This window comes from Actinoallomurus soli, assembly GCF_024055715.1.
In the GTDB taxonomy this organism is placed as follows: Bacteria; Actinomycetota; Actinomycetes; order Streptosporangiales; family Streptosporangiaceae; genus Actinoallomurus; species Actinoallomurus soli.
The window spans coordinates 82,379-103,154 of the sequence record NZ_JAMXMV010000004.1 but is presented as its reverse complement, the minus strand read 5'-3'; the positions used below and the strand labels follow the sequence as shown (position 1 = coordinate 103,154).

The window sequence follows — 20,776 nt, the reverse complement described above, 5'->3', positions numbered from 1 at the left end:
GACGTCCCTCGCCGAGGTGGCCGCAGTCCGTCCGGGTCTCCCGCGGGTGTGTCCCGTGGACGGCCGGTCGGGGCGACCATGGGCTGGGGAATGCCCCGATCCGGCCTCCTCGGCGGGGGCTGCACGCGATGGCCCGCCGTTTCACGCCGGCGGACGCGCCGGCGGCGGGCCCGTGCGGTTCCTCCGCGCGGGCCGCCGCGGACCGATGATCATCCCCACTGGCCGGGCTGGTAGTCGCCCGCGGGCTGCTGGGTGATGGCGTTCATGCGGTTGTAGGTGTTGATGAGGGCGATGAGGGAGACCAGCGCGGCGAGCTGCTCCTCGTCGTAGTGCTTGGCGGCGTTCGCCCAGGCCTCGTCGGTGACGCCACCGGCGTCGGCGAGGCGGGTGCCCTGCTCGGTGAGTTCCAGGGCGGCCCGCTCGGCCTCGGTGAAGACCTTGGCCTCCCTCCAGGCCGCGAGCAGATTGAGGCGCAGCGCGGTCTCCCCGGCGTGCGCGGCGTCCTTGGTGTGCATGTCGAGGCAGAGCGAGCAGCCGTTGATCTGGCTCGCGCGGATCTTCACCAGCTCCTGCGTCGTGGCGGGCAGGCTCGAGTCGGTCACCACCTTGCCGGCGGAGTTGATGTACTTCGCGAAATTCCCCGCGACCGGGTTGCCGTAGTAGTTCAGCCGGGCTTCCATGAGATTCTCCTCGTCGTCTGCGTGCTGACACCCCTCTGACGACGCGGCCGCGCGAGATGTGACATCGGCGCGGCGGGGATCTCCACGGCCGGCCGCGCGGGAGGCCGGGGATCTCCACGGCCGGTGGCGCAGGAGACCCGGGACCCTTACGGCCGGCCGCGCAGGAGGCGCAGGGCCTTCTCCTTCTCGAAGTCCAGGGCGCGCGCCGGAGGCGCCGACAGCCGGCCGACCCGCTCGCCCAGCTCTCGTACGTCCGCGCGCACCTCCGGGTCGGCCAGCACGCGCAGTCCGAACGCCAGCTCCGCCGGGCTGATGTCGTACCTGCGCTCCAGCGCCAGCGCGAGGGCGACGGCGCGCAGCTCGGCGTCGCCGAAGCGGCGATGGCCCTGCCGCTCGCGGGTCGGCGGGAGGAGGCCGAGGCTCTCGCGATAGCGGAGCATGCGGGGGGATGTGCCGAGCCGCCGGGCGGCCTCCGTGATACGCATGAGGCCTATTCTGACAAATCAGTGTCAGATACGGCGTCCGGCTCGTGCGATCCCCGAGTAGCCGCGCCTAGACTCGCTGACGACACCGAATCCCAGGGAGCAAACGAACCATGGACTACAAGGTCGCCGACCTGTCGCTGGCGGCGTTCGGCCGCAAGGAGATCCAGCTCGCCGAGCACGAGATGCCGGGTCTCATGGCCGTACGCGAGGAGTACGCCAAGGACCAGCCGCTGCGCGGCGCGAAGATCATGGGCTCGCTGCACATGACCATCCAGACCGCCGTGCTGATCGAGACGCTGGTCGCGCTCGGCGCCGAGGTCCGCTGGGTGAGCTGCAACATCTTCTCCACCCAGGACCACGCCGCCGCCGCGGTGGTCGTCGGCCCGAACGGCACTCCGGAGAACCCGCAGGGCGTCCCGGTGTTCGCCTGGAAGGGCGAGACGCTGGAGGAGTACTGGTGGTGCACCGAGCAGGCGCTCACCTGGCCCGGTGGTGACGGACCGAACATGATCCTCGACGACGGCGGCGACGCCACGCTCCTCGTCCACAAGGGCGCCGAGTACGAGAAGGCCGGCGCCGTGCCCTCCGCCGCCGCGGACGACTCGGAGGAGTGGAAGGTCATCCTCGACCTGCTCCACCGCACCGTCGACGGCTCCGGCCGGTGGACCGCGATCGCCGAGCGCATCAAGGGCGTGACCGAGGAGACCACCACCGGCGTGCACCGCCTCTACGAGATGCACAAGAACGGCGCGCTGCTCTTCCCGGCGATCAACGTCAACGACTCGGTCACCAAGTCCAAGTTCGACAACAAGTACGGCTGCCGTCACAGCGTCATCGACGGCCTGAACCGTGCCACCGACGTGCTGATCGGCGGCAAGGTCGCCGTCGTCTGCGGCTACGGCGACGTCGGCAAGGGTTGCGCCGACGCGCTGCGCGGCCAGGGCGCCCGCGTCATCGTCACCGAGATCGACCCGATCTGCGCGCTGCAGGCCGCGATGGACGGCTTCCAGGTCACCACGCTCGAGGACGTCGTCGAGATCGCCGACATCTTCGTCACGACGACCGGCAACTTCAACATCATCCGCGCCGACCACATGGAGCGGATGAAGCACCAGGCGATCGTCTCCAACATCGGCCACTTCGACAACGAGATCGACATGGCCGGCCTGGCGAAGATCCCCGGCATCGTGAAGGAGGAGGTCAAGCCGCAGGTCCACACCTGGACCTTCCCCGACGGCCACTCCATCATCGTGCTCGCCGAGGGCCGGCTGATGAACCTCGGCTGCGCCACCGGCCACCCGAGCTTCGTGATGTCCAACTCCTTCACCAACCAGGTGATCGCGCAGATCGAGCTGTTCACCCGCACGGAGAACTACCCGATCGGCGTGTACACCCTGCCCAAGCACCTCGACGAGAAGGTCGCGCGCCTGCACCTCGACGCGCTCGGCGTCAAGCTGACCAAGCTCACCAAGGAGCAGGCCGCCTACATCGGCGTCGACGTCGAGGGCCCCTACAAGTCGGACCACTACCGTTACTGAGGTCTGCCTCGTCGTGACGTACGACATCACGGACCCCGGGCTCGCCGAGTCCGGGGTCCGGCGCATCGAGTGGGCCGACCGGTCCATGCCCGTGCTGCGGCGCATCCGCGAGCGCTTCGCCGCCGACCGCCCCCTGGACGGCCTGCGCGTCGCGGCGTGCATGCACGTCACCACGGAGACCGCCAACCTGATCCGTACGCTCCAGGCCGGCGGCGCGCAGGTGGCCCTCGCCGCCTCGAACCCCCTGTCCACCCAGGACGACACCGCCGCCGCGCTGGTCCACGAGTACGGCGCCGCGGTGTTCGCCCGGCAGGGGGTCGACCGCGACGGGTACTACCGGCACATCCACCAGGCGCTCGAGATCGCCCCGGACCTCGTCCTCGACGACGGCTGCGACCTGGTCAACATCCTGCACACCGAGCGCCTCGACCTGCTCGACGGCGTGCGCGGCGGCTGCGAGGAGACCACGACGGGCGTCATCCGCCTGCACCAGATGGCCCGCGAGGGCGCGCTGCGCTTCCCGATGGTCGCGGTCAACGACACCGACACCAAGCACATGTTCGACAACCGGTACGGCACCGGTCAGTCGACCCTCGACGGCATCGTCCGCGCCACCAACACGCTGCTGGCCGGCAAGACCATCGTCATCGCCGGGTTCGGCTACTGCGGCCGGGGCCTGGCCGAACGCGCCCGCGGCATGGGCGGCCGCGTCGTCGTCACCGAGATCGACCCGGTCAAGGCCCTCGACGCGGTCCTCCAGGGCTACCGCGTCCTGCCGATGGCCCAGGCCGCCGAGCACGGCGACGTCTTCATCACCGTCACCGGCAACCGGGACGTCATCCGCGCCGAGCACCTCGCCCGGATGAAGGACGGCGCGATCCTCGCCAACTCCGGCCACTTCGACGTGGAGATCGACGTACGGGCGCTCGCCGACCTGGCCGTGGAGGTCAACCGCGGCGTGCGCCCGCAGGCCGACGAGTACGTCCTCGCCGACGGCCGCAGGCTCGTCCTGCTCGCCGAGGGCCGCCTGGTCAACCTCGCCGCCGCCGAGGGCCATCCGGCGGCCGTCATGGACATGTCCTTCGCCGATCAGGCCCTCACCTGCGAGTGGCTCGTCGGCCAGGAGCTGACGCCCGGCGTCTACGACGTCCCGAAGGAGATCGACACCGAGGTCGCCGGTCTCAAACTGGCCTCCATGGACGTCGGGATCGACGCCCTCACGCCGGGCCAGGAGGAGTACCTGTCCTCCTGGCGCCAGGGGAGCTGACAGGCCACCCGGCCCGCTGGTGTTCGCTGCGGCTCTAGGGCGCAGCGATCGCCAGGGATCTGTGAACGGCCGGTGGGTTGGGTCAGATAGCAGAGAGCCCCCGGCCGCACGCACGGTGACGACGGGAAATGTCGCAGGACTTCGCCGCCGTGGTGGTCACTTCGCCGCCGCTGCGTCGGGGTGATGACCCCTATGCCGGTCTTGGTGGGCGCATGGCGACGTCAATGTGGCTGATCGAGCCGGCCGGATGACCCAGGCTCGGGCTGGCGGTGGCATGGGGCCGGCCCACACCTGCGGGGCGGCACGCCGCCGGAGCGGGCGGTGGCCGCCGGACTCGGGTCGGTCGGGGGCCGGTGCCGTCGCGTAGATTCTCAGCATGCCGCGCGGTACGTACGTTCACGAGCCCGGCGTCGAGGAGCGCTTCGCCTGCGACCTGGACGGCGGTGGCTGGCGCTACTCCGCCGAGCGGTCCGACGGCGGCACGATCGAGCTGGTCGCCGACAGCCGGTGGCGGGCCGCCCGGCTCCAGGTGACCGCGGGGGAGCAGGTCCTGCGGGGCGGCGCCGTCGGGGCCGAGCTGCTGTGGGTGACCGCCGGCCGGGAGCACGCCGCGCGGGCCGCCGGCTTCCTCGGCGAGTCCCCGGGCCTGCTGGTCGCCGTGGCCCGGTCGCTGCGCCTCGCGGAGGGGGAGCGCGTCGACGTGCGCGTCCTGCAGGTCACCGCCCCGTCGCTCGCGGTCCGTACGGTCCCGCAGCGCTGGGCCCTCGCCGAGACCGCCTGGCACGACGCCGACGGGGAGCGCGTCCCGGTCGAGCGCTATGAGATCACCGACCTGGAGACCGGTGAGGTCTCGGAGTTCCACCTGGCCGGAGACGTGGTCGTGGCTGCTCCCGGTATCGAACTGGTCAACCTTGAGAATCCCCCGAATTTTTCCTAGGAATCTCTGACAACCTCGGGGTCATGTGCGGTGTCATACGGATCATGATGCGTGTGTTCGTGGGCGCCGGTGTGGTGGGGCTTCTCAGTGGCGGGCTGGTCGTGGCGGCCGGGGGTGCGGCCATGGCCAAGTCCGATCTCGACCTCAGGGCCGCGCGCAATGTGATCCATCGAGGTCAGACCGTGCACCTGGCGGGATTCGCCGGGGATGACGCGGGGCTGCGCGAGAGCCGGTTCTGCCTGCAGGTGCGGGACGCCGGGCACTGGAGCCAGGTCGGCGAGTGCGTGACGCCGTATCGCGTCGACGGCTGGACCGCCGACTTCGGCTTCAGCACCCGGCTGCTCTCGCGCGGCAAGTACTCCTTCCGCGCCGTCGGGATGAGCGTGCGCCACAAGAAGCACAAGGCGCACGAGATCTACGGGCCGTCCCCGACGGTCCGCGTCACCGTGCGCTGAACCGCCCCCCTTCGCGGGTGCGCGCGCCGGCGCCGCTCGCGTCAGCCCGCGGGCGGGATGAACCGCGGCGGGTTCGCGGTGCCCGGGGCGCCGCCGAGCCATTCCGGGACGGGCACGGGACCGCCGCCGTACGACGGGGGGACCGGCGGCGGGCCGCCCACCGGGATGAAGGCGGGGCCGCCGGGCCGTCCCGCGCCGGGCGGAACGCTCACCGCGAGCGGCAGCCCGCGCCGGGCGATCGCGGCCCGCCGGGCGGCGCGTTCGGCCAGCCGGCGCTCCTCGCGGTGCCGCCGCTCGGCCAGCACGGCCGACAGGTAGATCTCCGGCCGGAACCCCATCGGCGGCGGCGGGCTGACGTACGTCAGCACCTCGTCCATGAGCCGCCGTCCCATCTCGTCCCGGACCAGCGGCGCGAGCTCCCAGAACCGCGTGAGATATTGCCGCGCCGCCAGGGCGGTGGTGTCCGGCAGCCGGGACAGCTCCAGGGACGCCGCCCAGGGCGCGAGCTGCGGCGGCATGATCGCCACCGGGCCGAGCATCACGCTCACCGGAACCCGGTCCTGGATGACGATCGTGCCCGCGAAGATGTCGCCGAGCCGCTTTCCGCGCCGGCTCAGCAGCGACGCGATCAGCGCCGGAGAGCCGGCCAGCATCCAGAACTCGACGAACCCGCCCAGCGCCCGCACCAGGGCCTGCCGGAACCGCTCCGGCCCGCCGTCGTCCGCGACCACGCGCAGTCCGAGGGCGAGTTTGCCGAGCGTACGGCCACGGGTGAGCGTCTCGATGATCGTCGGGTAGCCCACCAGCACGCCGACGAGCGCGAGGATCGTCAGTCCGGCCGTGACCGCGGTGTCCGACACGTGCGCGGACAGGCTGATGAAGATCATGCAGAAGTAGAGCACCATCAGCTGCAGCATCACGTCGATGAACAGGGCCAGCGCGCGGCTGGCCAGCCGCGCGACCCGGATGTCGAGTGCGACGGCCTCACCGGTGACGAGTTCGACGGGCACGCTGCCCCTTCCGGTCGCGGATGCGTTCGAGCCTGGAGATTCCCAGTGAACGGTAGTCTGCCGGGTTGTGGACGTCGACGCCTTCGTGGCCGCGCACAACGCCGAGTGGCTGCGCCTCGAGCAGCTCGTCAACCGCGGCACGCGCAAGCTGAGCGGCACGGAGATCGACGAACTGGTCGAGCTCTACCAGCGGGCGGCCACCCACCTGTCGGTGGTGCGCTCCAGCTCCCCGGAGCCCGCACTGGTCGGCCGCCTGTCCGGGCTGGTCGCCCGGGGCCGGGCCGCGGTGACCGGCGCGCAGGCCCCCATGTGGCGGGACGCCGCCCGCTTCCTCACCGTGGCGTTCCCGGTGACCGCCTACCGCATGCGCTGGTGGTGGCTGGGGTCGGCGGTGCTGTCCAACCTCGTCTCCCTGATCCTCGCGGTGTGGATCGCGCGCAACCCGCAGGTGCAGACCTCGCTGCTGTCCCCCGACCAGATCAAGCAGCTCGTCGACCACGACTTCGCCAACTACTACACCGAGCACGCCGCCGGGGCGTTCGCGTTCCACGTGTGGATCAACAACGTCTGGGTCTCCGCGGAGACCTTGATCTTCGGCATCCTGCTCGGCATCCCGACGATCCTCGCCCTGTTCGCCAACCAGCTGAACCTCGGCGTCTCCGCCGGCCTGATGTTCGCCCACGGCAAGGGCGCGATCTTCTTCGGCCTGATCCTGCCGCACGGCCTGCTGGAGCTGACGGCGGTCTACCTCGCGTCGGCGGCGGGCCTGCGGCTCGGCTGGACGGTCATCGACCCGGGCCCGCGCCGGAGGGGGCAGGCGCTCGCCGAGGAGGGCCGGGCCGCGATGAGCATCGCGATCGGCCTGATCGGCGTGCTCGCCGTCTCCGGCGCCATCGAGGGCTTCGTCACCGGCCACGTCCACGTCACGTGGCTGCGCATCGCCATCGGGATCGTCGCCGAGACGGCCTTCCTCTCGTACGTCATCGTGTTCGGCCGCCGTGCCGCCAGGGAGGGCGCGACCGGCGACGCCGAGCTCGTTCCCGACACCGCCCCCGTCGCCGCCTGACCGAACCGCCCGGAGCCGTTCCGTCACCGATCCCGGCAGGGGTGCGGAAAAGCGGTCGCAGCTGGAGGCACGAGGCATTACTCTCCAGCCGGATGACTGAGGATCTTCTGGCCGCCTACGACGAGCATCTGCGCGGGGTGGGCGTTCCCGCCCAGGGCGCGTGGATCGAGCGGGACGGTCCGCTGCTGCGGGTCGTCGGAGAGCAACGCGGATTCGTCACCGGCCCCCGCGACCTGTCCGGTCACGACGTCGACGCCCTCATCGCCGCGCAGGTCGCCTTCTTCGGCGCCCGCGGCGAGGCGGTGGAGTGGAAGACCCGCGGTCACGACCTCCCCGGCGACCTCCCCGACCGGCTGCGCGCCGCGGGATTCGTGGCCGAGCCCACCGAGACGGTCGTGATCGGCCGCGTCACCGACCTGCCGGCCGCGCCTCCCGCCTCCGACGGCGTGGTGATCCGCCGGGCCGGCGGCGAGGCGATCCCCGCGATCGTGGCGATGGAGTCACAGGTGTGGGGGCGCGACTGCGGCTTCATCGGTGAGCACCTGGCCGGGAGGCTGGCCGCCGCCCCCGACCGGCTGGCGATCTTCACCGCGGAGGCCGGCGGCCAGGTCGTCGCGGCCGCCTGGGTGGCGCTCCGCGAGGACGGGGTCTTCGCGTCCCTGTGGGGCGGGTCGACACTGGAGGCGTGGCGGGGCCGCGGCATCTACCGGACGCTCGTGGCCGCCCGGGCGCGCGTGGCCGCCGAGCGCGGCTACCGGTACCTGCAGGTCGACGCCTCCGACGACAGCCGCCCCATCCTGGAGCGCCTCGGCTTCAGCCCCGTCACCACGACGACCCCCTACGTCTGGTCGCCGCCGGCCTGAGCGTCTCCGCCGAGGGTCTGGTCGTATGGGCGATCGGAACCCTCGGCGTTGATGGATCAGCTCAACGCGTCGAGGTCGATGGCGACGGGGAAAGGCTGATCGGTCTTCAGGACACCGGTGTGGGCGCCGGATGAGGCGTAGCTTCTCGTCGTCGCATTCAGGATGTGGGTATACGTGATCAATCCAGAATTCTGCTGCTCGACACGCCAATAATGTGGAATGCCTACTGTGGCATATTCGGCCGGTTTGTCCAGGCGGTCGGCGCTGATGCTGCCCTTGCTCATGATTTCGACCGCCAGCAGAACCTGATGCGGGCGGACCGGGAGCACGTCCGGGTCACCGTCGAACACCAGGACATCCGGCCGGCGGTTGTGCAGCGGGACGTCCGCGAGTCGGAGGTCGACGTCCGTGGTGACCTGCCAGGGAGCCGGTGCGGCCGCCTCCAGCGCGTTGGCGAACAGACGCGCGATCCGACTGTGCCGCGGGGTCGCGGAGGGCGACACGATGATGCTCCCGTCAACGATCTCAATACGCCGGCAGATCTCTTCCGGCATCCGATCGTATTGCTCCGCGGTGACGCCTTCCTCCGGAAGGCTCAACATCCATTCCGGCAAAGCCGTCATAATGGCCCTCCTGGTGCCAGGGGTCGCTCTCCCTGCTTCTCACATCTTAGAAGTACCGCCGTTGACGGGGCGATCCTTCTGTCGTCAGAGGCGGCCGGCGGCCTTGAGGGAGAGGTACGCGTCGGCGAGGGCGGGGGCGATCTCGTCCGGGGGCGCGTCGACGACCTCGACGCCGTACTTGCGGAGTTCGACGGTGACGCGGCGGCGGTCGGCCCGGGCGCGCTCGGCGGCGGCGGCGTCGTAGAGCGCCGCCGCGTCGCCGCGGGCCGCCGCCATCTCGGTCACCCGCGGATCGCTCACCGCCGCGACGACGACGAGATGCTTGGCGGTCAGCTGGGGGAGGAGCGGCAGGAGGCCCTCCTCGATCGCGGTCGTGTTGAGGTCGGTCAGCAGCACCACCAGGCACCGCTGCCGGACCCGGGACAGCAGCGTCGAGACCATGCCCGCCGCGTCCGCCTCGATCAGCTCCGGCTCCAGCGGCGCCATCGCCCGCACCATCGCGGTCAGCACCTCGGTACGGGAGACGCCTTCGACGCGGGCGCGGACCCGCCGGTCGTAGGCGAGCAGGTCGACGCGGTCGCCGGCGCGGGAGGCCAGCGCGCCCAGCAGCAGCGCGGCGTCCATCGAGCAGTCCAGGCGCGGGATGTCGCCGACGCGCCCGGCGGCCGTACGGCCGGTGTCGAGCACGAGGTAGATCCGCCGGTCGCGCTCGGGCCGCCAGGTGCGGACGACGACGTCGCCGCGGCGCGCGGTCGCCCGCCAGTCGATCGAGCGGACGTCGTCGCCGTCGACGTACTCCCGCAGCGAGTCGAATTCGGTGCCCTGGCCGCGGATCAGCGCGACGTGCTGGCCGGTGAGCTCGCGCAGGCGCGCGAGCTTGGCGGGCAGGTGGCGCCGGGACGGGAAGGCGGGCAGGACCCGTACGGTCCAGGGCGCGGCGCGGTTCAGCTGGCGGGCCGCGAGCCCCAGCGGGCCGTACGAGCGCACGGTGACCGCCACGGCCGCGCGGTCGCCGCGGCGGGTCGGCACGAGGCGGGTCTCGACGCGGCGCCGCTCGCCGGGCGGGATCGTCACGGTGACCGTACGGGGCGACGAGCCCGCGCTCGGCGGCCACGCGTCCCGCAGCCGGGCCCGCAGCCGCCGGGGGCCCGGGTTCTCGACGATCAGGGCCACGGTGGCCTCCTCGCCGAGGCGGACGTTCGTGTCACCGGAGCGGTGCAGGCGCAGGCGCCGCACGTTGCCCGCGAGCACGAGGTCGGCCACGACGAGCGCGACGATCACACCGTCGACGGCCAGCAGCGTCCACCAGCTGGGAACGATCACGAGGACCACCGCGCCGAGGACGGCCAGCAGCCCCGTACGCCCGGTCAGCGCCATGCCCGGTCCCCGCTCACCGGGGAGCGGGGACGGTGGTGAGGATGCCCTCCAGCACGCCGTCCGTGGTCGCGCCCTCCAGCTCCGCCTCGGGCCGCAACTGCACGCGGTGCCGCAGGGTCGGCCGGGCGAGCGCCTTCACGTCGTCGGGCCGTACGTAGTCGCGGCCGGACAGCCACGCCCACGCCCGGGCCGTCGCCAGCAGCGCCGTGGCGCCGCGCGGCGACACGCCCAGCTGCAGCGACGGCGACTGCCGGGTGGCGCGGCACAGGTCGACGATGTAGCCGCTGACCTTCGGGTCCACGTGGACGCGGCGCACGGCCTCCCGGCCGGCGGCCAGGTCCTCCGGGCCGGCGACGGGAGTGACGCCGGCCGCGCCGAGGTCACGCGGGTCGAACCCGGACGCGTGGCGCTGCAGCACCGCGATCTCGTCCTCGCGGGAGGGCACCGGGACGTTCAGCTTGACCAGGAACCGGTCGAGCTGGGCCTCCGGCAGCGGGTACGTGCCCTCGTACTCGACGGGGTTCTGGGTGGCGCAGACGACGAACGGGTCGGGCAGCGGACGCGCCTCGCCCTCGACCGAGACCTGCCGCTCCTCCATCGACTCCAGCAGGGACGCCTGGGTCTTGGGCGGCGTGCGGTTGATCTCGTCGGCGAGCAGCAGATTCGTGAAGACCGGCCCCTCACGGAACTCGAACTCCGACGTGCGGTTGTCGTAGATCAGGGAGCCGGTGACGTCACCCGGCATGAGGTCGGGGGTGAACTGCACGCGCTTGAAATCGAGCTTCAGCGCCTGGGCGAGGGTACGGATCAGGAGCGTCTTGGCGACGCCCGGAACGCCCTCGAGCAGCACGTGGCCCCGGCACAGCAGGGCGATGACCAGGCCGGTCACGACGGAGTCCTGGCCGACGACCGCCTTGGCGACCTCGCCGCGCAGTGCGGTCAGCGCCGTACGGGCGTCCTCACCCTGGATGTCGTGTGGAGTTTCCGTCAAGAGTTGCGAACCAACCTTTCCAGGTCGTCGAGGACGCCCGCGAGGCTCACGAGCCCGGCGTCGTCCACTGGGGGAGGACCGTACAGGGCGGCGCCGACCACGGCCTGCTCCCGGCCGGTGTGCGCCGCGACCGCGGCGACGATCTCGGCGGCCATCGCGGGGTCGGAGGCGGCGCTGCGCGGCATGCCGAGCAGCGCGGTGAGCCGTTCGAGCGCGCCGGCGCGCAGCGCCTCCGCGGCCCGGTCGGCGGCCCGGCGGGAGCGGTACAGCCGGGCCCGGCCCTCGACGGCCTCCGCGGAGCGGACGACGACCGGGAGCGGCTCGACCACGACCGGGCCGAGGCGCCGGGACCGCCACAGCGCGACCAGGACCACGGCGATCACGATCTGCAGCACGGCGAGTTTGACGCCGAACGGGAGGAGCTCGGCGAACGACTTGTGCCCCCCGCTGCCCGGCGCGGGCAGGTCCGGCATCAGCCAGACGACGCGGGCCCGTCCCTCGATGAGGTTCATGGCCAGCGCGGCGTTGCCGTGCTCGGCGAGGTGCTCGTTCATGAGCGCGCGGGAGGAGCCGAGGACGGTGACCGTCGCGCCGCCGACCGGCAGCTGGACCAGCCCCGCGCCGCCGAGGCCGTCGAAGTAGCACTGGGTGGCCTCGCCGCGCGCCTTGTAGGTGGTCGCGCCGAGGAAGTCGGCGTCGCCGGCGTAGGCCGCCGCCGGCAGGGTGCAGCCGGGCTCGGGGACGCCCCACGCGGACCCGGCGGCCTCCACGCCCGGGGCGAGCGCGGTCAGCGTCTCGCTGGACGGGGTGACGAGGAGCCGGTCGCCGGGCGCGCCCCGCAGCGTGGTCAGGTCGGCGGCCACGAGACGCTCGGAGCGGACGACGACGAGGACGGAGTCGGGCTGGGCGCGCAGGCGGTCGGCGGCGTCGGAGGCCCGGTGCACGACGGTCACGGGCGTGCCGTGCCGCCGCGTGATCTCCGCGAGGGCGCGCGCGCCCTGCTGCCCGGGCGAGTCCGGGTCGAGGGTCTCCGAGCCGGTGCGCGGGCGCATCAGGGCGAGCAGCACGCCGAGGACGAGCAGGGCGAGCACCGCGACGAGGATGCCGCGGGACCGCCGCCAGCGCCGCCGCGCGACCTGCCCGGCGGTGGCCGGCTCACCGACCGGCGGAGCCTGCAGGGCGGTCATGGGACCTCCTCCGTCGGCCTCATGACCAAGGTGCTCTGCTTATTGATTCCCTCGCTCCGCTCGGTCATGGGACCTCCTCCGTCGGCCTCATGACCAAGGTGCTCTGCTTATTGATTCCCTCGCTCCGCTCGGTCATGGGACCTCCTCCGTCGGCCTCATGAGACGCCTCCGAGCGGGACCGGCCGGGCGGCGCGCAAGCGGTCGTCGAGGTCGACGAGCGCTCGGTAGCCGTCGGCGTCGCCCTGCCGCCCGCCGTACCAGACGTCGTCGAACAGCCGCACGCCGGAGGCCAGGGCGTCGGCGTGGTCGGGCAGCGCCGTCCCCGCCTCGGTCGCCAGCTCGTCGGCGGTACGGCCGGGCCGGGGCGGGACGATGGCCCGCTCCTCCAGGTCGCGTGCGATGGCGCGGAGGCGCTCGCGGATGGCCTCGGGCCACTGACCGGCGGCGGCGTGGCGTTCGGCCGTGGCGCGGTGGTCCTCGGCGGTGGTGACCGCCTCACCGAGGAGGGCGCCGGGCCCGGCGGCGTTGCGGCGCACGCTGCCGATCCGCCACCAGACGGCGCCGACCACCACGGCCAGGATGACGAGCAGGACGACGATGCCGAGCCAGCCGCCGCCCGCGCCGCCTCCGACGTCGGTGAACCGGTGGTAGAGGGCGTTGAGCCAGTCCGAGATCTTGTTCAGGATGCGCTCGAAGAACGAGGGGTCGTCCTGGTGGTAGATCGGCTTGCCCAGCTCGCGGCGGGCCAGCTCGCGCGCGGGGTCGCGGGCGATCGGCGGACCGCCTCCGTACCGGATCATCGGCGTCATCGGTGCCATCCCGGGGGCGGCGGCGGTGGGGGCGGCGGCGGGGGAGCCACGAACGACCGGCGCGGCGTCTTCGGCTGGGGACCGGACCCGGCGGCCGTGAGCGGGCCGGGCAGCCAGGCGGCGAGCGGGTCGTCCGCGGGCTCGAGCTGCAGCTCCAGGTCGAACGCCTCACGCCGCATCCGGCGGTCGGCGTAGATCAGGATGATCACTCCGGCGTTGAAGGGGTTGACGAGCGTGCCGGCGATGACGCGGCCCACTCCGCCGACCGCGATGACGGCCACGAGCAACCAGCCGTGCGGGTTCTTGTCGAAGGCGAGGATGATCTGCTGGGCGACCGCGAACGGCACCGGCAGCACGAGGAACTCGACGAACACGGTGATGATCAGCGCCAGGGTGAGCACGCCCATCACCCGCCACCAGCGGCCCCGTACGACCTCGGCCGAGCGGCGGAGCGCGGCCCGGACGCCCCGGCGTTCGAGGACGGCGATGGGGGTGGCGAAGGCGAACCAGACGTAACCCACCACCATCAGCCCCACCGACAGCGGGACGCCGAGGACGGCGGTGAGGGCCTGAACGCCGGTGGGAGCGTGGACGAGCAGCGACGCGACGAGCGGGGCGATCGGCAGCGCGACGGCGAGCAGCACGATCGCGAGAACGGCCGTGGCGGCGCCGGCGAGGCGGCCCTTCACGGGGCGCGCGTCGCGGCAGGCATGCCCGAACGAGGTGCCGTGGCCGAGCAGCGTGCGGCCCATGACCGGGGCGAGGAGCCCGCTGAGCAGGAGCACGACGTACGCGGTGAGGAACAGCCCGACGAGGGAGGTCATGGACGCCGGCCCGAGGACGCCGGTCAGGTCCGCGGGGCTCTCGATGTGGATCCGGCCGCCGAGCGCGATGACCTGCACGACCGTGACGATCACCTGGACGATCGACGTGAGGATCGCCGACAGGCCGAGCACGGCGCGCGGGCTGCGGCGGACGTAGGTGATCGCTCCGTCGAGGAGCTCGGAGACGCCGAGCGGCCGCAGCGGGATCTCGGTCACCGGCGAGTCGTCCACGGCGGGAGGCGCCGCCGGCGGCGGGACGGCCGCTTCGGCGGTTTCGGGCATGGCGGAGCCCGGCGCCGCCCAACCCGGTGCGTCGGTCATCGCCTGCTCCCGCCCGCCGATTACCCGGCCAATCCTGCCATGCGGAGAGAGTCCCGGTGATCGGTCGCCGCGGACGCCCGGACCCGCCCGCCGTCGGGGCGATCCGCCTTCCTGCCGTCCGGTGGCGGTGGTGGGCCGGAGCCGCCCGCCGTCCGGTGGCCGCGGTCGGCCGGAAGCGTCTGCCGCCGGGGCGGATTCGCCGCCCCGTGTCCCGGTGGCCGGGGTCGGTCCGATCCGCTGACCGGCCGTACCCGATGAGGCAGACTGAGGACCGTGGACGTGTTGCGGTGGAATGATCCGCCCGAGGGCCCGGCGCTCCTGTTGCTCGACCAGACCCGGCTGCCGCATGAGGAGGTCGTTCTCGTCTGCCGTGAGGTCCCCGACATCGTCAGGGCCATCAAGGATCTCGCCGTCCGCGGGGCGCCGCTGCTCGGGATCGCCGCCGGGTACGGCGTCGCGCTGGCCGTCGCGCTCGGCGAGGACGTCGAGGCGGCGGCGCGCGACCTCGCCGGTGCCCGGCCCACCGCTGTCAACCTCGCCCGGGGCGCCGAGCGGGTCCTGCGCGCCCACCGGGAGGGGCGTTCCGCCCTGTCCGAGGCGCACGCGATCGCGGAGGAGGAGGCGGCGTACTCCGCGCGGATGGCCGAGCACGGCCTGGAGCTGGTGCCGGACGGCGGGCGGGTCCTCACGCACTGCAACACCGGGGCCCTCGCGGCGGGCGGCGACGGTACGGCGCTGGGCGTCGTGATCGCCGCACATCGCGCCGGGCGGCTCACGCGGCTGTGGGTGGACGAGACCCGGCCGCTGCTGCAGGGCGCCCGGCTGACGGCGTACGAGGCGGCGCGTCACGGCCTGCCGTACACCCTGCTGCCGGACGGCGCGGCGGCCTCGCTGTTCGCGGCGGGGGAGGTCGACCTGGTCGTGCTGGGCGCCGACCGCATCGCCCGGGACGGCAGCGTGGCCAACAAGGTCGGGACGTACTCCCTCGCGGTGCTCGCCCGCCATCACGGCGTTCCGTTCGTAGTGGTCGCGCCGACGAGTACCGTCGATCTGACCGCGCGGACGGGTGACGACATCCCGATCGAGCTACGTGATCCGGGAGAAGTCACCGCGTTCGCCGGACAACCGACGGCGCCGCTCGGGAGTCCTGTCTACAATCCGGCCTTCGACGTGACCCCGGGAGACCTGGTGACGGCCATCGTCACCGAGCGTGGGGTCATCTCGCCGGTGAACGAGGGTACCCTGGCTGCCCTGGGCGACCCGCCTCCGATAACGCGACGATGAGGGCTCATGAAGGGACGCGTGCTGGTCGTCGATGACGACCTGGCTCTGGCCGAGATGCTCGGCATCGTGCTCCGCGGCGAAGGCTTCGAGCCGTCGTTCGTGCACGACGGTGACAAGGCGCTCGAGGCCTTCCGGGAGACCCGGCCCGACCTCGTGCTGCTGGACCTGATGCTCCCCGGCATCGACGGGATCGACGTCTGCCGTCAGATCCGCGCCGAGTCCGGCGTGCCGATCGTGATGCTGACCGCCAAGAGCGACACGGTCGACGTCGTCCTCGGCCTCGAATCCGGCGCCGACGACTACATCGTCAAGCCGTTCAAGCCGAAGGAGCTGGTGGCGCGGGTCCGCGCCCGGCTCCGCCGGACCGACGACCCGACGCCGGAGCTGCTGCAGATCGGCGACATCTCGATCGACGTGGCGGGCCACTCGGTGAAGCGAGCGGACCGGCACATTCCGCTCACGCCGCTGGAGTTCGACCTGCTCGTCGCGCTGGCCCGCAAGCCGCGCCAGGTCTTCACCCGCGAGGTGCTGCTCGAGCAGGTGTGGGGCTACCGCCACGCCGCCGACACACGGCTGGTGAACGTCCACGTCCAGCGGCTGCGCGCCAAGATCGAGAAGGACCCCGAGCACCCGGAGATCGTCGTCACCGTGCGCGGTGTCGGTTACAAGGCGGGGCCGGCGTAACGGCCCTTTCGACTCCCCCCCGAGCAGTCCATGAACAGATGGCCGACGTTGCCGTCGGCGGCCCGCCGCGGCCTGCGCCTGATCCGCCGTTACTCCCGCGCCGCGGTGCGCAGGGCCTACGTGAGCTGGCGGCGGTCGCTGCAGGCCCGCGTCGTGACGACGACCCTCCTGGTGTCCGGCCTCGTCGTCGCGGTCCTGGGCGTCTTCCTGATGCAGCAGATCACGACCGCGCTGCTGGAGGCCAAGGAGCGGGCGGCGCTGCTCCAGCTCGACGAGGGCGTCGGCGTGGCCCAGGGGCGGCTGGCCGGCGCCGGTACGGACGACTCCGACAACACCAAGAGCACGCTCAACGGGATCGTCACCTCGCTCGCGCACCGGAGCGGGCCGTCGGGCCTGTACGAGGTCATCATCATCGACCGGGACGACCCGGGCAGCGTCGGGTTCAGCTCGAACTGGATCCGGCTGAAGAGCGTCCCGGCCGTGCTGATGCAGCAGGTCGAGGCGTCGGACGCGAGCAAGCCGTACCGCACCTACGGCACGCTGACCTACGACGACGGCTCGTCGAAGCCGGGTCTGATCGTCGGCAAGAAGGTCAGCCGGTACCAGCTGTACTACCTGTTCCCGCTGACCCAGGAGCGGCAGAGCCTGGCGGTGGTCCAGCAGACCATCCTCGGGGTCGGCGCGGCGCTCGTCCTGCTCCTCGCCGCGATCGCGTCGATCGTCACGCGCCAGGTGGTCATCCCCGTGCGGATGGCGGCCCAGGCGGCCGAGCGCCTGGCGGCCGGCCGCCTGGAGGAGCGGATGCGGGTGCGCGGCGAGGACGACCTGGCCCGGCTCGCGACCTCCTTCAACGACATGGCCGCGAACCTCCAGGAGAAGATCGTCCAGTTGCAGGAGCTGTCGCAGGTGCAGCGGCAGTTCGTCTCCGACGTCTCGCACGAGCTGCGCACGCCCCTGACCACGGTTCGGATGGCCGCCGAGGTGCTGTACGAGTCTCGGGAGGACTTCGACCCGATGGCCTCCCGCTCGGCCGAGCTGCTGCAGAGCCAGCTGGAGCGCTTCGACGGGCTGCTGGCCGACCTGCTGGAGATCAGCCGGTACGACGCCGGCGCCGCGACCCTCGACATCGAGCCGATGGACGTCCGCGACCTCGTGCTGCGGTCGGTCGGCTACGCCGAGGACCTGGCCGAGCGCAAGGGCAGCAAGATCATCCAGCAGCTGCCCGGCGAGGCGACCATGGCCGAGGTCGACCGTCGCCGCGTCGAGCGGATCCTGCGCAACCTCCTGGTCAACGCGGTCGAGCACGGCGAGGGCAAGGACATCGTCGTCAGTGTCGCCGCCGACCGGGACGCCGTCGCCATCGCCGTCCGCGATCACGGCTGCGGTCTGCGGCCCGGCGAGGCGAACATGGTGTTCGACCGGTTCTGGCGCGCCGACCCGGCCCGGGCCCGTACGACGGGCGGCACCGGCCTGGGCCTGTCGATCTCGATGGAGGACGCCCAGCTGCACGGCGGCTGGCTGCAGGCCTGGGGCGAGCCCGGCCAGGGATCGCAGTTCCGGCTGTCGCTGCCCCGGGTGGCGGGGGCGGAGCTGCGCGGGTCGCCGCTGCCGCTGGTGCCGCCGGAGATCGAGCTGCAGCGGGCGCCGTACGCCGAGCTGGAACTGGAGGCGGACGCATGAGGTTCCGGCTCTTGGCCGTCGCCCTCCTGACGCTCCTGGCGGGCGGCTGCGTCGGCGTGCCGCAGGGCGGCCGGGTGCTGAGCGGGAACGCCGGTGGGACCGAGCAGCCGGTCGACGACCCGTTCGTCGGCATCATCCCGGTCGGCCCCGCGCGCGACTGGTCGCCCATCGCGATCGTCGAAGGGTTCCGCACGGCCTCCTCCAGCTTCGACGGGCCGAACGGCGACCACCAGGTCGCCCGCTCTTACCTCGCCTGCGTGTCCTGCTGGCGGCCGGGCGTCGCCTCGATCGTCTACAGCAGGCTGGACCCCCCGTCGTACGAGCAGGACGGCCCCAACCGGGCGACGGTCACGCTCCAGGGCACCCAGCTGGGCCAGATCGGCGCCGACGGGCAGTACATCGCGGACGCCCGCGATTTCAAGCAGGTCTTCCACCTGCGCCAGGACGCCCAGCGGCAGTGGCGCATCACCGACCTGCCGTCGGAGCTGCTGCTCAGCCGGGACGACGTCACCCGCGCCTTCCGCACTCTCGACCTGTACTTCTTCGCGCCCGACTCACAGATGCTCGTGCCGAACCCGGTGTTCATCCCGCTCGTGAGCCGGTCCTGGCTGCCGACACAGCTGGTGAAGCAGCTGATCGGGGGCCCCACGACCTGGCTCAAGAGCGCGCTCGTGCGCTCGGCGTTCCCGGCCGGCACCCGTCTGCGCGGCCTGCGGATCAACGGGGGCGTCGCGACGGTCGACCTGACCCGGCAGGCGCGCGCCGGCGACCTGAACACCATGTCGATCCAGCTGATGTGGACGCTCCGGCAGCTGCGCGAGGTCCAGCGGATGGAGCTGCGGATCGACGGCAAGCCGGTCGACGTCCCCGGCGTCAGCGGGGCCCTGCAGTCGACCCGCGACTGGGCGGCCTACAACCCCAACGGCGGCGGCGAACCGCAACCGGCCTACGTCCGGCTCGCCGACGGTCGCCTCGGCCGGCTGGACGCCGCCCGCGCGTCGGCCGTGCCGACCAAGGTGCAGGCCGGTCACCCCGCGATCTCCTACGACGACCGGCAGGTCGCCTCCCTGAACGACGCGGCCGACACGGTCACCGTCACGGACCTGATCGGCGGCGCCGTCCGCACGACGTTGCGGGCCAACGCGAAGGACGGCCGGTTCACCCCGCCCTCCTGGGACTCGCGAGGGAACGTCTGGGTGGTCGAGTCGACCAAGACGGGCTCCCAGCTCTGGGTCATCGAGGGCGGCACCCGGTCCGTCGCGGTCGACGGCTGGGCGCTGGCCCAGTACCCCGTGAAGGCGCTGCGCATCGCCCGGGACGGCACGCGCGCCGCGGTCATCGTCAAGGTGGACGGCCGCTGGCAGGTCCAGCTCGGCCGGGTGGACCGCGCCCCGTCCGGCGGGTTGCAGGCGGAGGGCTTCATCTCGATCAGTTCGGAGCTGCAGAGCGCCATCGACCTGGCGTGGAGCACCACCGACCATCTCGCCGTCGTCGGCATGACGCAGGGGAACCCCTCGCCGTCGCTGTTCGACGTGCCGGTGAGCGGGGCTCCGATCTCGCCGATGATCGGCCCGGGCGGGGAGATCACCACGATCACCGCCTCGCCCGGCTCGCCGCTGCTGGTCACCCAGCGCATCTCGGGGGACAAGACGCTGAACGTCTGCCGGCTCAGCGTCCAGTACGACGAGTGGAAGTGCTTCAACGGCACCTCCAACCCCGCCTACCCCGGCTGACGGGGCGCGAGCGTTTCCCGTCACGTCCATCCCGGCTGACGGCGCGAGTTTCTCCGACCCCGCCGTCCCGGCCGACGGCGCGTGGGTTCCCGGCGCCGGCCACCCGGCCGACGGCGCGGTGCCCGTCCACAGGTCGCGGTACGGGACTGGCGGGCCGGGGACGCGGGCGGGCAGGCTTCGAGCCGTGGGACTCCTCGGCGCCGCCCTCGACCTGATGCTGCCGCAGCAGTGCGCCGGCTGCGGCCGGACCGGCGGTCTCCTGTGCTCCGCCTGCGCCGCTCTGCTCGGCGGCCCGGCGCGGGTCCGCCCGCCGCGGCCCACGCCGCCCGGCCTGCCGCGGCCCTGGGCGGTCGCCGCCTACACCGGCGCGGTCCGGGAGATGATCCTGGCGCACAAGGAGCACGGCCGCACGGGCCTGGCCCGGCCCCTCGGCTCCTGTCTCGCCACGGCCGTGCTGGCGGCCGCCGGGGACGCGGCATGCCCCGTCCTGCTGGTCCCGGTGCCGTCCTCGCGGGCGTCGGTCCGCCGCCGGGGCCACGATCCGACGCTGCGCATCGCGCTGGCCGCCGCCCGCGAGGCCGTCCGTTCGGGCGCGGCCGTGTCGGTCGCGCGGGCGCTCGCCCATCGGCGGAGGGTCGCCGACCAGGCCGGCCTGTCGGCGGCGGACCGGTCCGCCAACCTCGCGGGCGCGCTGGAGGTCCGTGGTGACGTGCGGGGAGCGCTCGTGGTCGTGGTCGACGACGTGATCACCACCGGGGCGACGCTCGCGGAGGCCGCCCGCGCCCTCCGGTCGGGCGGGGCGCGGGTCCGGGCGGCGGCGGTGGTCGCGGCGACACGCCGGTACGGCGACGGTCTGGCGCCCACCGAGTTCGGTAACTTTGCGTAACCGATTATCGGCCGCCCCTCCAGACCGCGCGGCCGGGCCCGAAGGGTCACCGTCGGCGTCCCGCCGTGTCCGGAGG

Annotated in this window: 20 protein-coding genes; 11 read left to right on the top strand and 9 right to left on the bottom strand. The window is 72.8% G+C overall.

From position 1 onward, the window contains the following. Nucleotides 1–209: 209 nt before the first annotated feature. The gene (locus tag NDW01_RS12325; protein WP_252820012.1) at nt 210–680 is read right to left on the bottom strand and encodes a carboxymuconolactone decarboxylase family protein; all 471 of its coding nucleotides are present in this window, start codon (nt 678–680) and stop codon (nt 210–212) included. A 146-nt stretch (nt 681–826) separates the two neighbouring features. Continuing rightward, the gene (locus NDW01_RS12320) at nt 827–1,165 is read right to left on the bottom strand and encodes a MerR family DNA-binding transcriptional regulator (protein WP_252820010.1); all 339 of its coding nucleotides are present in this window, start codon (nt 1,163–1,165) and stop codon (nt 827–829) included. Nucleotides 1,166–1,275: 110 nt separating this feature from the next. Between NDW01_RS12320 and ahcY (NDW01_RS12315) the strand changes: the two genes are divergently transcribed. The 4 genes from ahcY (NDW01_RS12315) (at nt 1,276) to NDW01_RS12300 (ending at nt 5,362) form a co-directional block, all read left to right on the top strand. Next, a complete protein-coding gene (ahcY, locus tag NDW01_RS12315) occupies nt 1,276–2,703 on the top strand; it encodes an adenosylhomocysteinase (protein ID WP_252820008.1) in 1,428 nt (475 codons plus the stop codon). 13 nt (nt 2,704–2,716) lie between these two features. Then, nucleotides 2,717–3,970, top strand: coding sequence for an adenosylhomocysteinase (gene ahcY, locus NDW01_RS12310; RefSeq protein WP_252820006.1), 1,254 nt, complete (start codon nt 2,717–2,719; stop codon nt 3,968–3,970). Nucleotides 3,971–4,346: 376 nt separating this feature from the next. After that, the gene (locus tag NDW01_RS12305) at nt 4,347–4,907 is read left to right on the top strand and encodes a hypothetical protein (RefSeq protein WP_252820004.1); all 561 of its coding nucleotides are present in this window, start codon (nt 4,347–4,349) and stop codon (nt 4,905–4,907) included. A gap of 44 nt (nt 4,908–4,951) precedes the next feature. Further along, nucleotides 4,952–5,362, top strand: coding sequence for a hypothetical protein (locus NDW01_RS12300; protein WP_252820002.1), 411 nt, complete (start codon nt 4,952–4,954; stop codon nt 5,360–5,362). A 41-nt stretch (nt 5,363–5,403) separates the two neighbouring features. On the opposite strand, the gene NDW01_RS12295 is transcribed toward NDW01_RS12300, so the two are convergent. Beyond that, on the bottom strand, nt 5,404–6,372 hold the full coding sequence (locus NDW01_RS12295; protein ID WP_252820001.1) for an RDD family protein: 969 nt from the start codon (nt 6,370–6,372) through the stop codon (nt 5,404–5,406). 67 nt (nt 6,373–6,439) lie between these two features. Between NDW01_RS12295 and NDW01_RS12290 the strand changes: the two genes are divergently transcribed. Both NDW01_RS12290 and NDW01_RS12285 read left to right on the top strand, forming a co-directional pair. After that, nucleotides 6,440–7,438: a stage II sporulation protein M gene (locus NDW01_RS12290; protein WP_252819999.1), complete on the top strand. Its 999-nt coding sequence runs from the start codon at nt 6,440–6,442 to the stop codon at nt 7,436–7,438. A 92-nt stretch (nt 7,439–7,530) separates the two neighbouring features. Beyond that, nucleotides 7,531–8,301 (top strand): GNAT family N-acetyltransferase, encoded by a 771-nt coding sequence (locus NDW01_RS12285; protein WP_252819997.1) that lies wholly within the window; start codon nt 7,531–7,533, stop codon nt 8,299–8,301. A gap of 56 nt (nt 8,302–8,357) precedes the next feature. Here the strand turns inward: NDW01_RS12285 and NDW01_RS12280 are convergent, their stop codons facing one another. From NDW01_RS12280 to NDW01_RS12255, 6 genes are all read right to left on the bottom strand, one after another. Next, nucleotides 8,358–8,924: a Uma2 family endonuclease gene (locus tag NDW01_RS12280; RefSeq protein WP_252819995.1), complete on the bottom strand. Its 567-nt coding sequence runs from the start codon at nt 8,922–8,924 to the stop codon at nt 8,358–8,360. A gap of 84 nt (nt 8,925–9,008) precedes the next feature. Beyond that, nucleotides 9,009–10,301 (bottom strand): DUF58 domain-containing protein, encoded by a 1,293-nt coding sequence (locus NDW01_RS12275; RefSeq protein ID WP_252819993.1) that lies wholly within the window; start codon nt 10,299–10,301, stop codon nt 9,009–9,011. Nucleotides 10,302–10,314: 13 nt separating this feature from the next. After that, nucleotides 10,315–11,292 carry an AAA family ATPase gene (locus NDW01_RS12270; protein WP_252785366.1) on the bottom strand — a complete coding sequence of 326 codons (978 nt, stop codon included), beginning with the start codon at nt 11,290–11,292 and terminating at the stop codon, nt 10,315–10,317. Beyond that, on the bottom strand, nt 11,289–12,479 hold the full coding sequence (locus NDW01_RS12265) for a DUF4350 domain-containing protein (protein WP_252819991.1): 1,191 nt from the start codon (nt 12,477–12,479) through the stop codon (nt 11,289–11,291). The genes NDW01_RS12270 and NDW01_RS12265 overlap by 4 nt, the downstream gene beginning before the upstream one ends. 155 nt (nt 12,480–12,634) lie before the next feature. Next, nucleotides 12,635–13,288, bottom strand: coding sequence for a DUF4129 domain-containing protein (locus NDW01_RS12260; protein WP_252819989.1), 654 nt, complete (start codon nt 13,286–13,288; stop codon nt 12,635–12,637). After that, on the bottom strand, nt 13,285–14,433 hold the full coding sequence (locus NDW01_RS12255; RefSeq protein WP_252819987.1) for a hypothetical protein: 1,149 nt from the start codon (nt 14,431–14,433) through the stop codon (nt 13,285–13,287). Before NDW01_RS12255 ends, NDW01_RS12260 begins: the two co-directional genes overlap by 4 nt. A 279-nt stretch (nt 14,434–14,712) precedes the next feature. Between NDW01_RS12255 and mtnA the strand changes: the two genes are divergently transcribed. The 5 genes from mtnA (at nt 14,713) to NDW01_RS12230 (ending at nt 20,700) form a co-directional block, all read left to right on the top strand. Next, nucleotides 14,713–15,717 (top strand): S-methyl-5-thioribose-1-phosphate isomerase, encoded by a 1,005-nt coding sequence (gene mtnA / locus NDW01_RS12250; RefSeq protein ID WP_252819985.1) that lies wholly within the window; start codon nt 14,713–14,715, stop codon nt 15,715–15,717. Nucleotides 15,718–15,723: 6 nt separating this feature from the next. After that, nucleotides 15,724–16,401: an MtrAB system response regulator MtrA gene (gene mtrA, locus NDW01_RS12245; protein ID WP_252785371.1), complete on the top strand. Its 678-nt coding sequence runs from the start codon at nt 15,724–15,726 to the stop codon at nt 16,399–16,401. A gap of 30 nt (nt 16,402–16,431) precedes the next feature. Beyond that, entirely contained in the window at nt 16,432–18,081 is a 1,650-nt protein-coding gene (gene mtrB, locus NDW01_RS12240; protein WP_252819982.1) for an MtrAB system histidine kinase MtrB, read from the top strand. Next, nucleotides 18,078–19,814 (top strand): LpqB family beta-propeller domain-containing protein, encoded by a 1,737-nt coding sequence (locus tag NDW01_RS12235; RefSeq protein WP_252819980.1) that lies wholly within the window; start codon nt 18,078–18,080, stop codon nt 19,812–19,814. Before mtrB ends, NDW01_RS12235 begins: the two co-directional genes overlap by 4 nt. Before the next feature lie 184 nt (nt 19,815–19,998). Continuing rightward, nucleotides 19,999–20,700, top strand: coding sequence for a ComF family protein (locus NDW01_RS12230; protein ID WP_252819978.1), 702 nt, complete (start codon nt 19,999–20,001; stop codon nt 20,698–20,700). Nucleotides 20,701–20,776 lie beyond the last annotated feature (76 nt).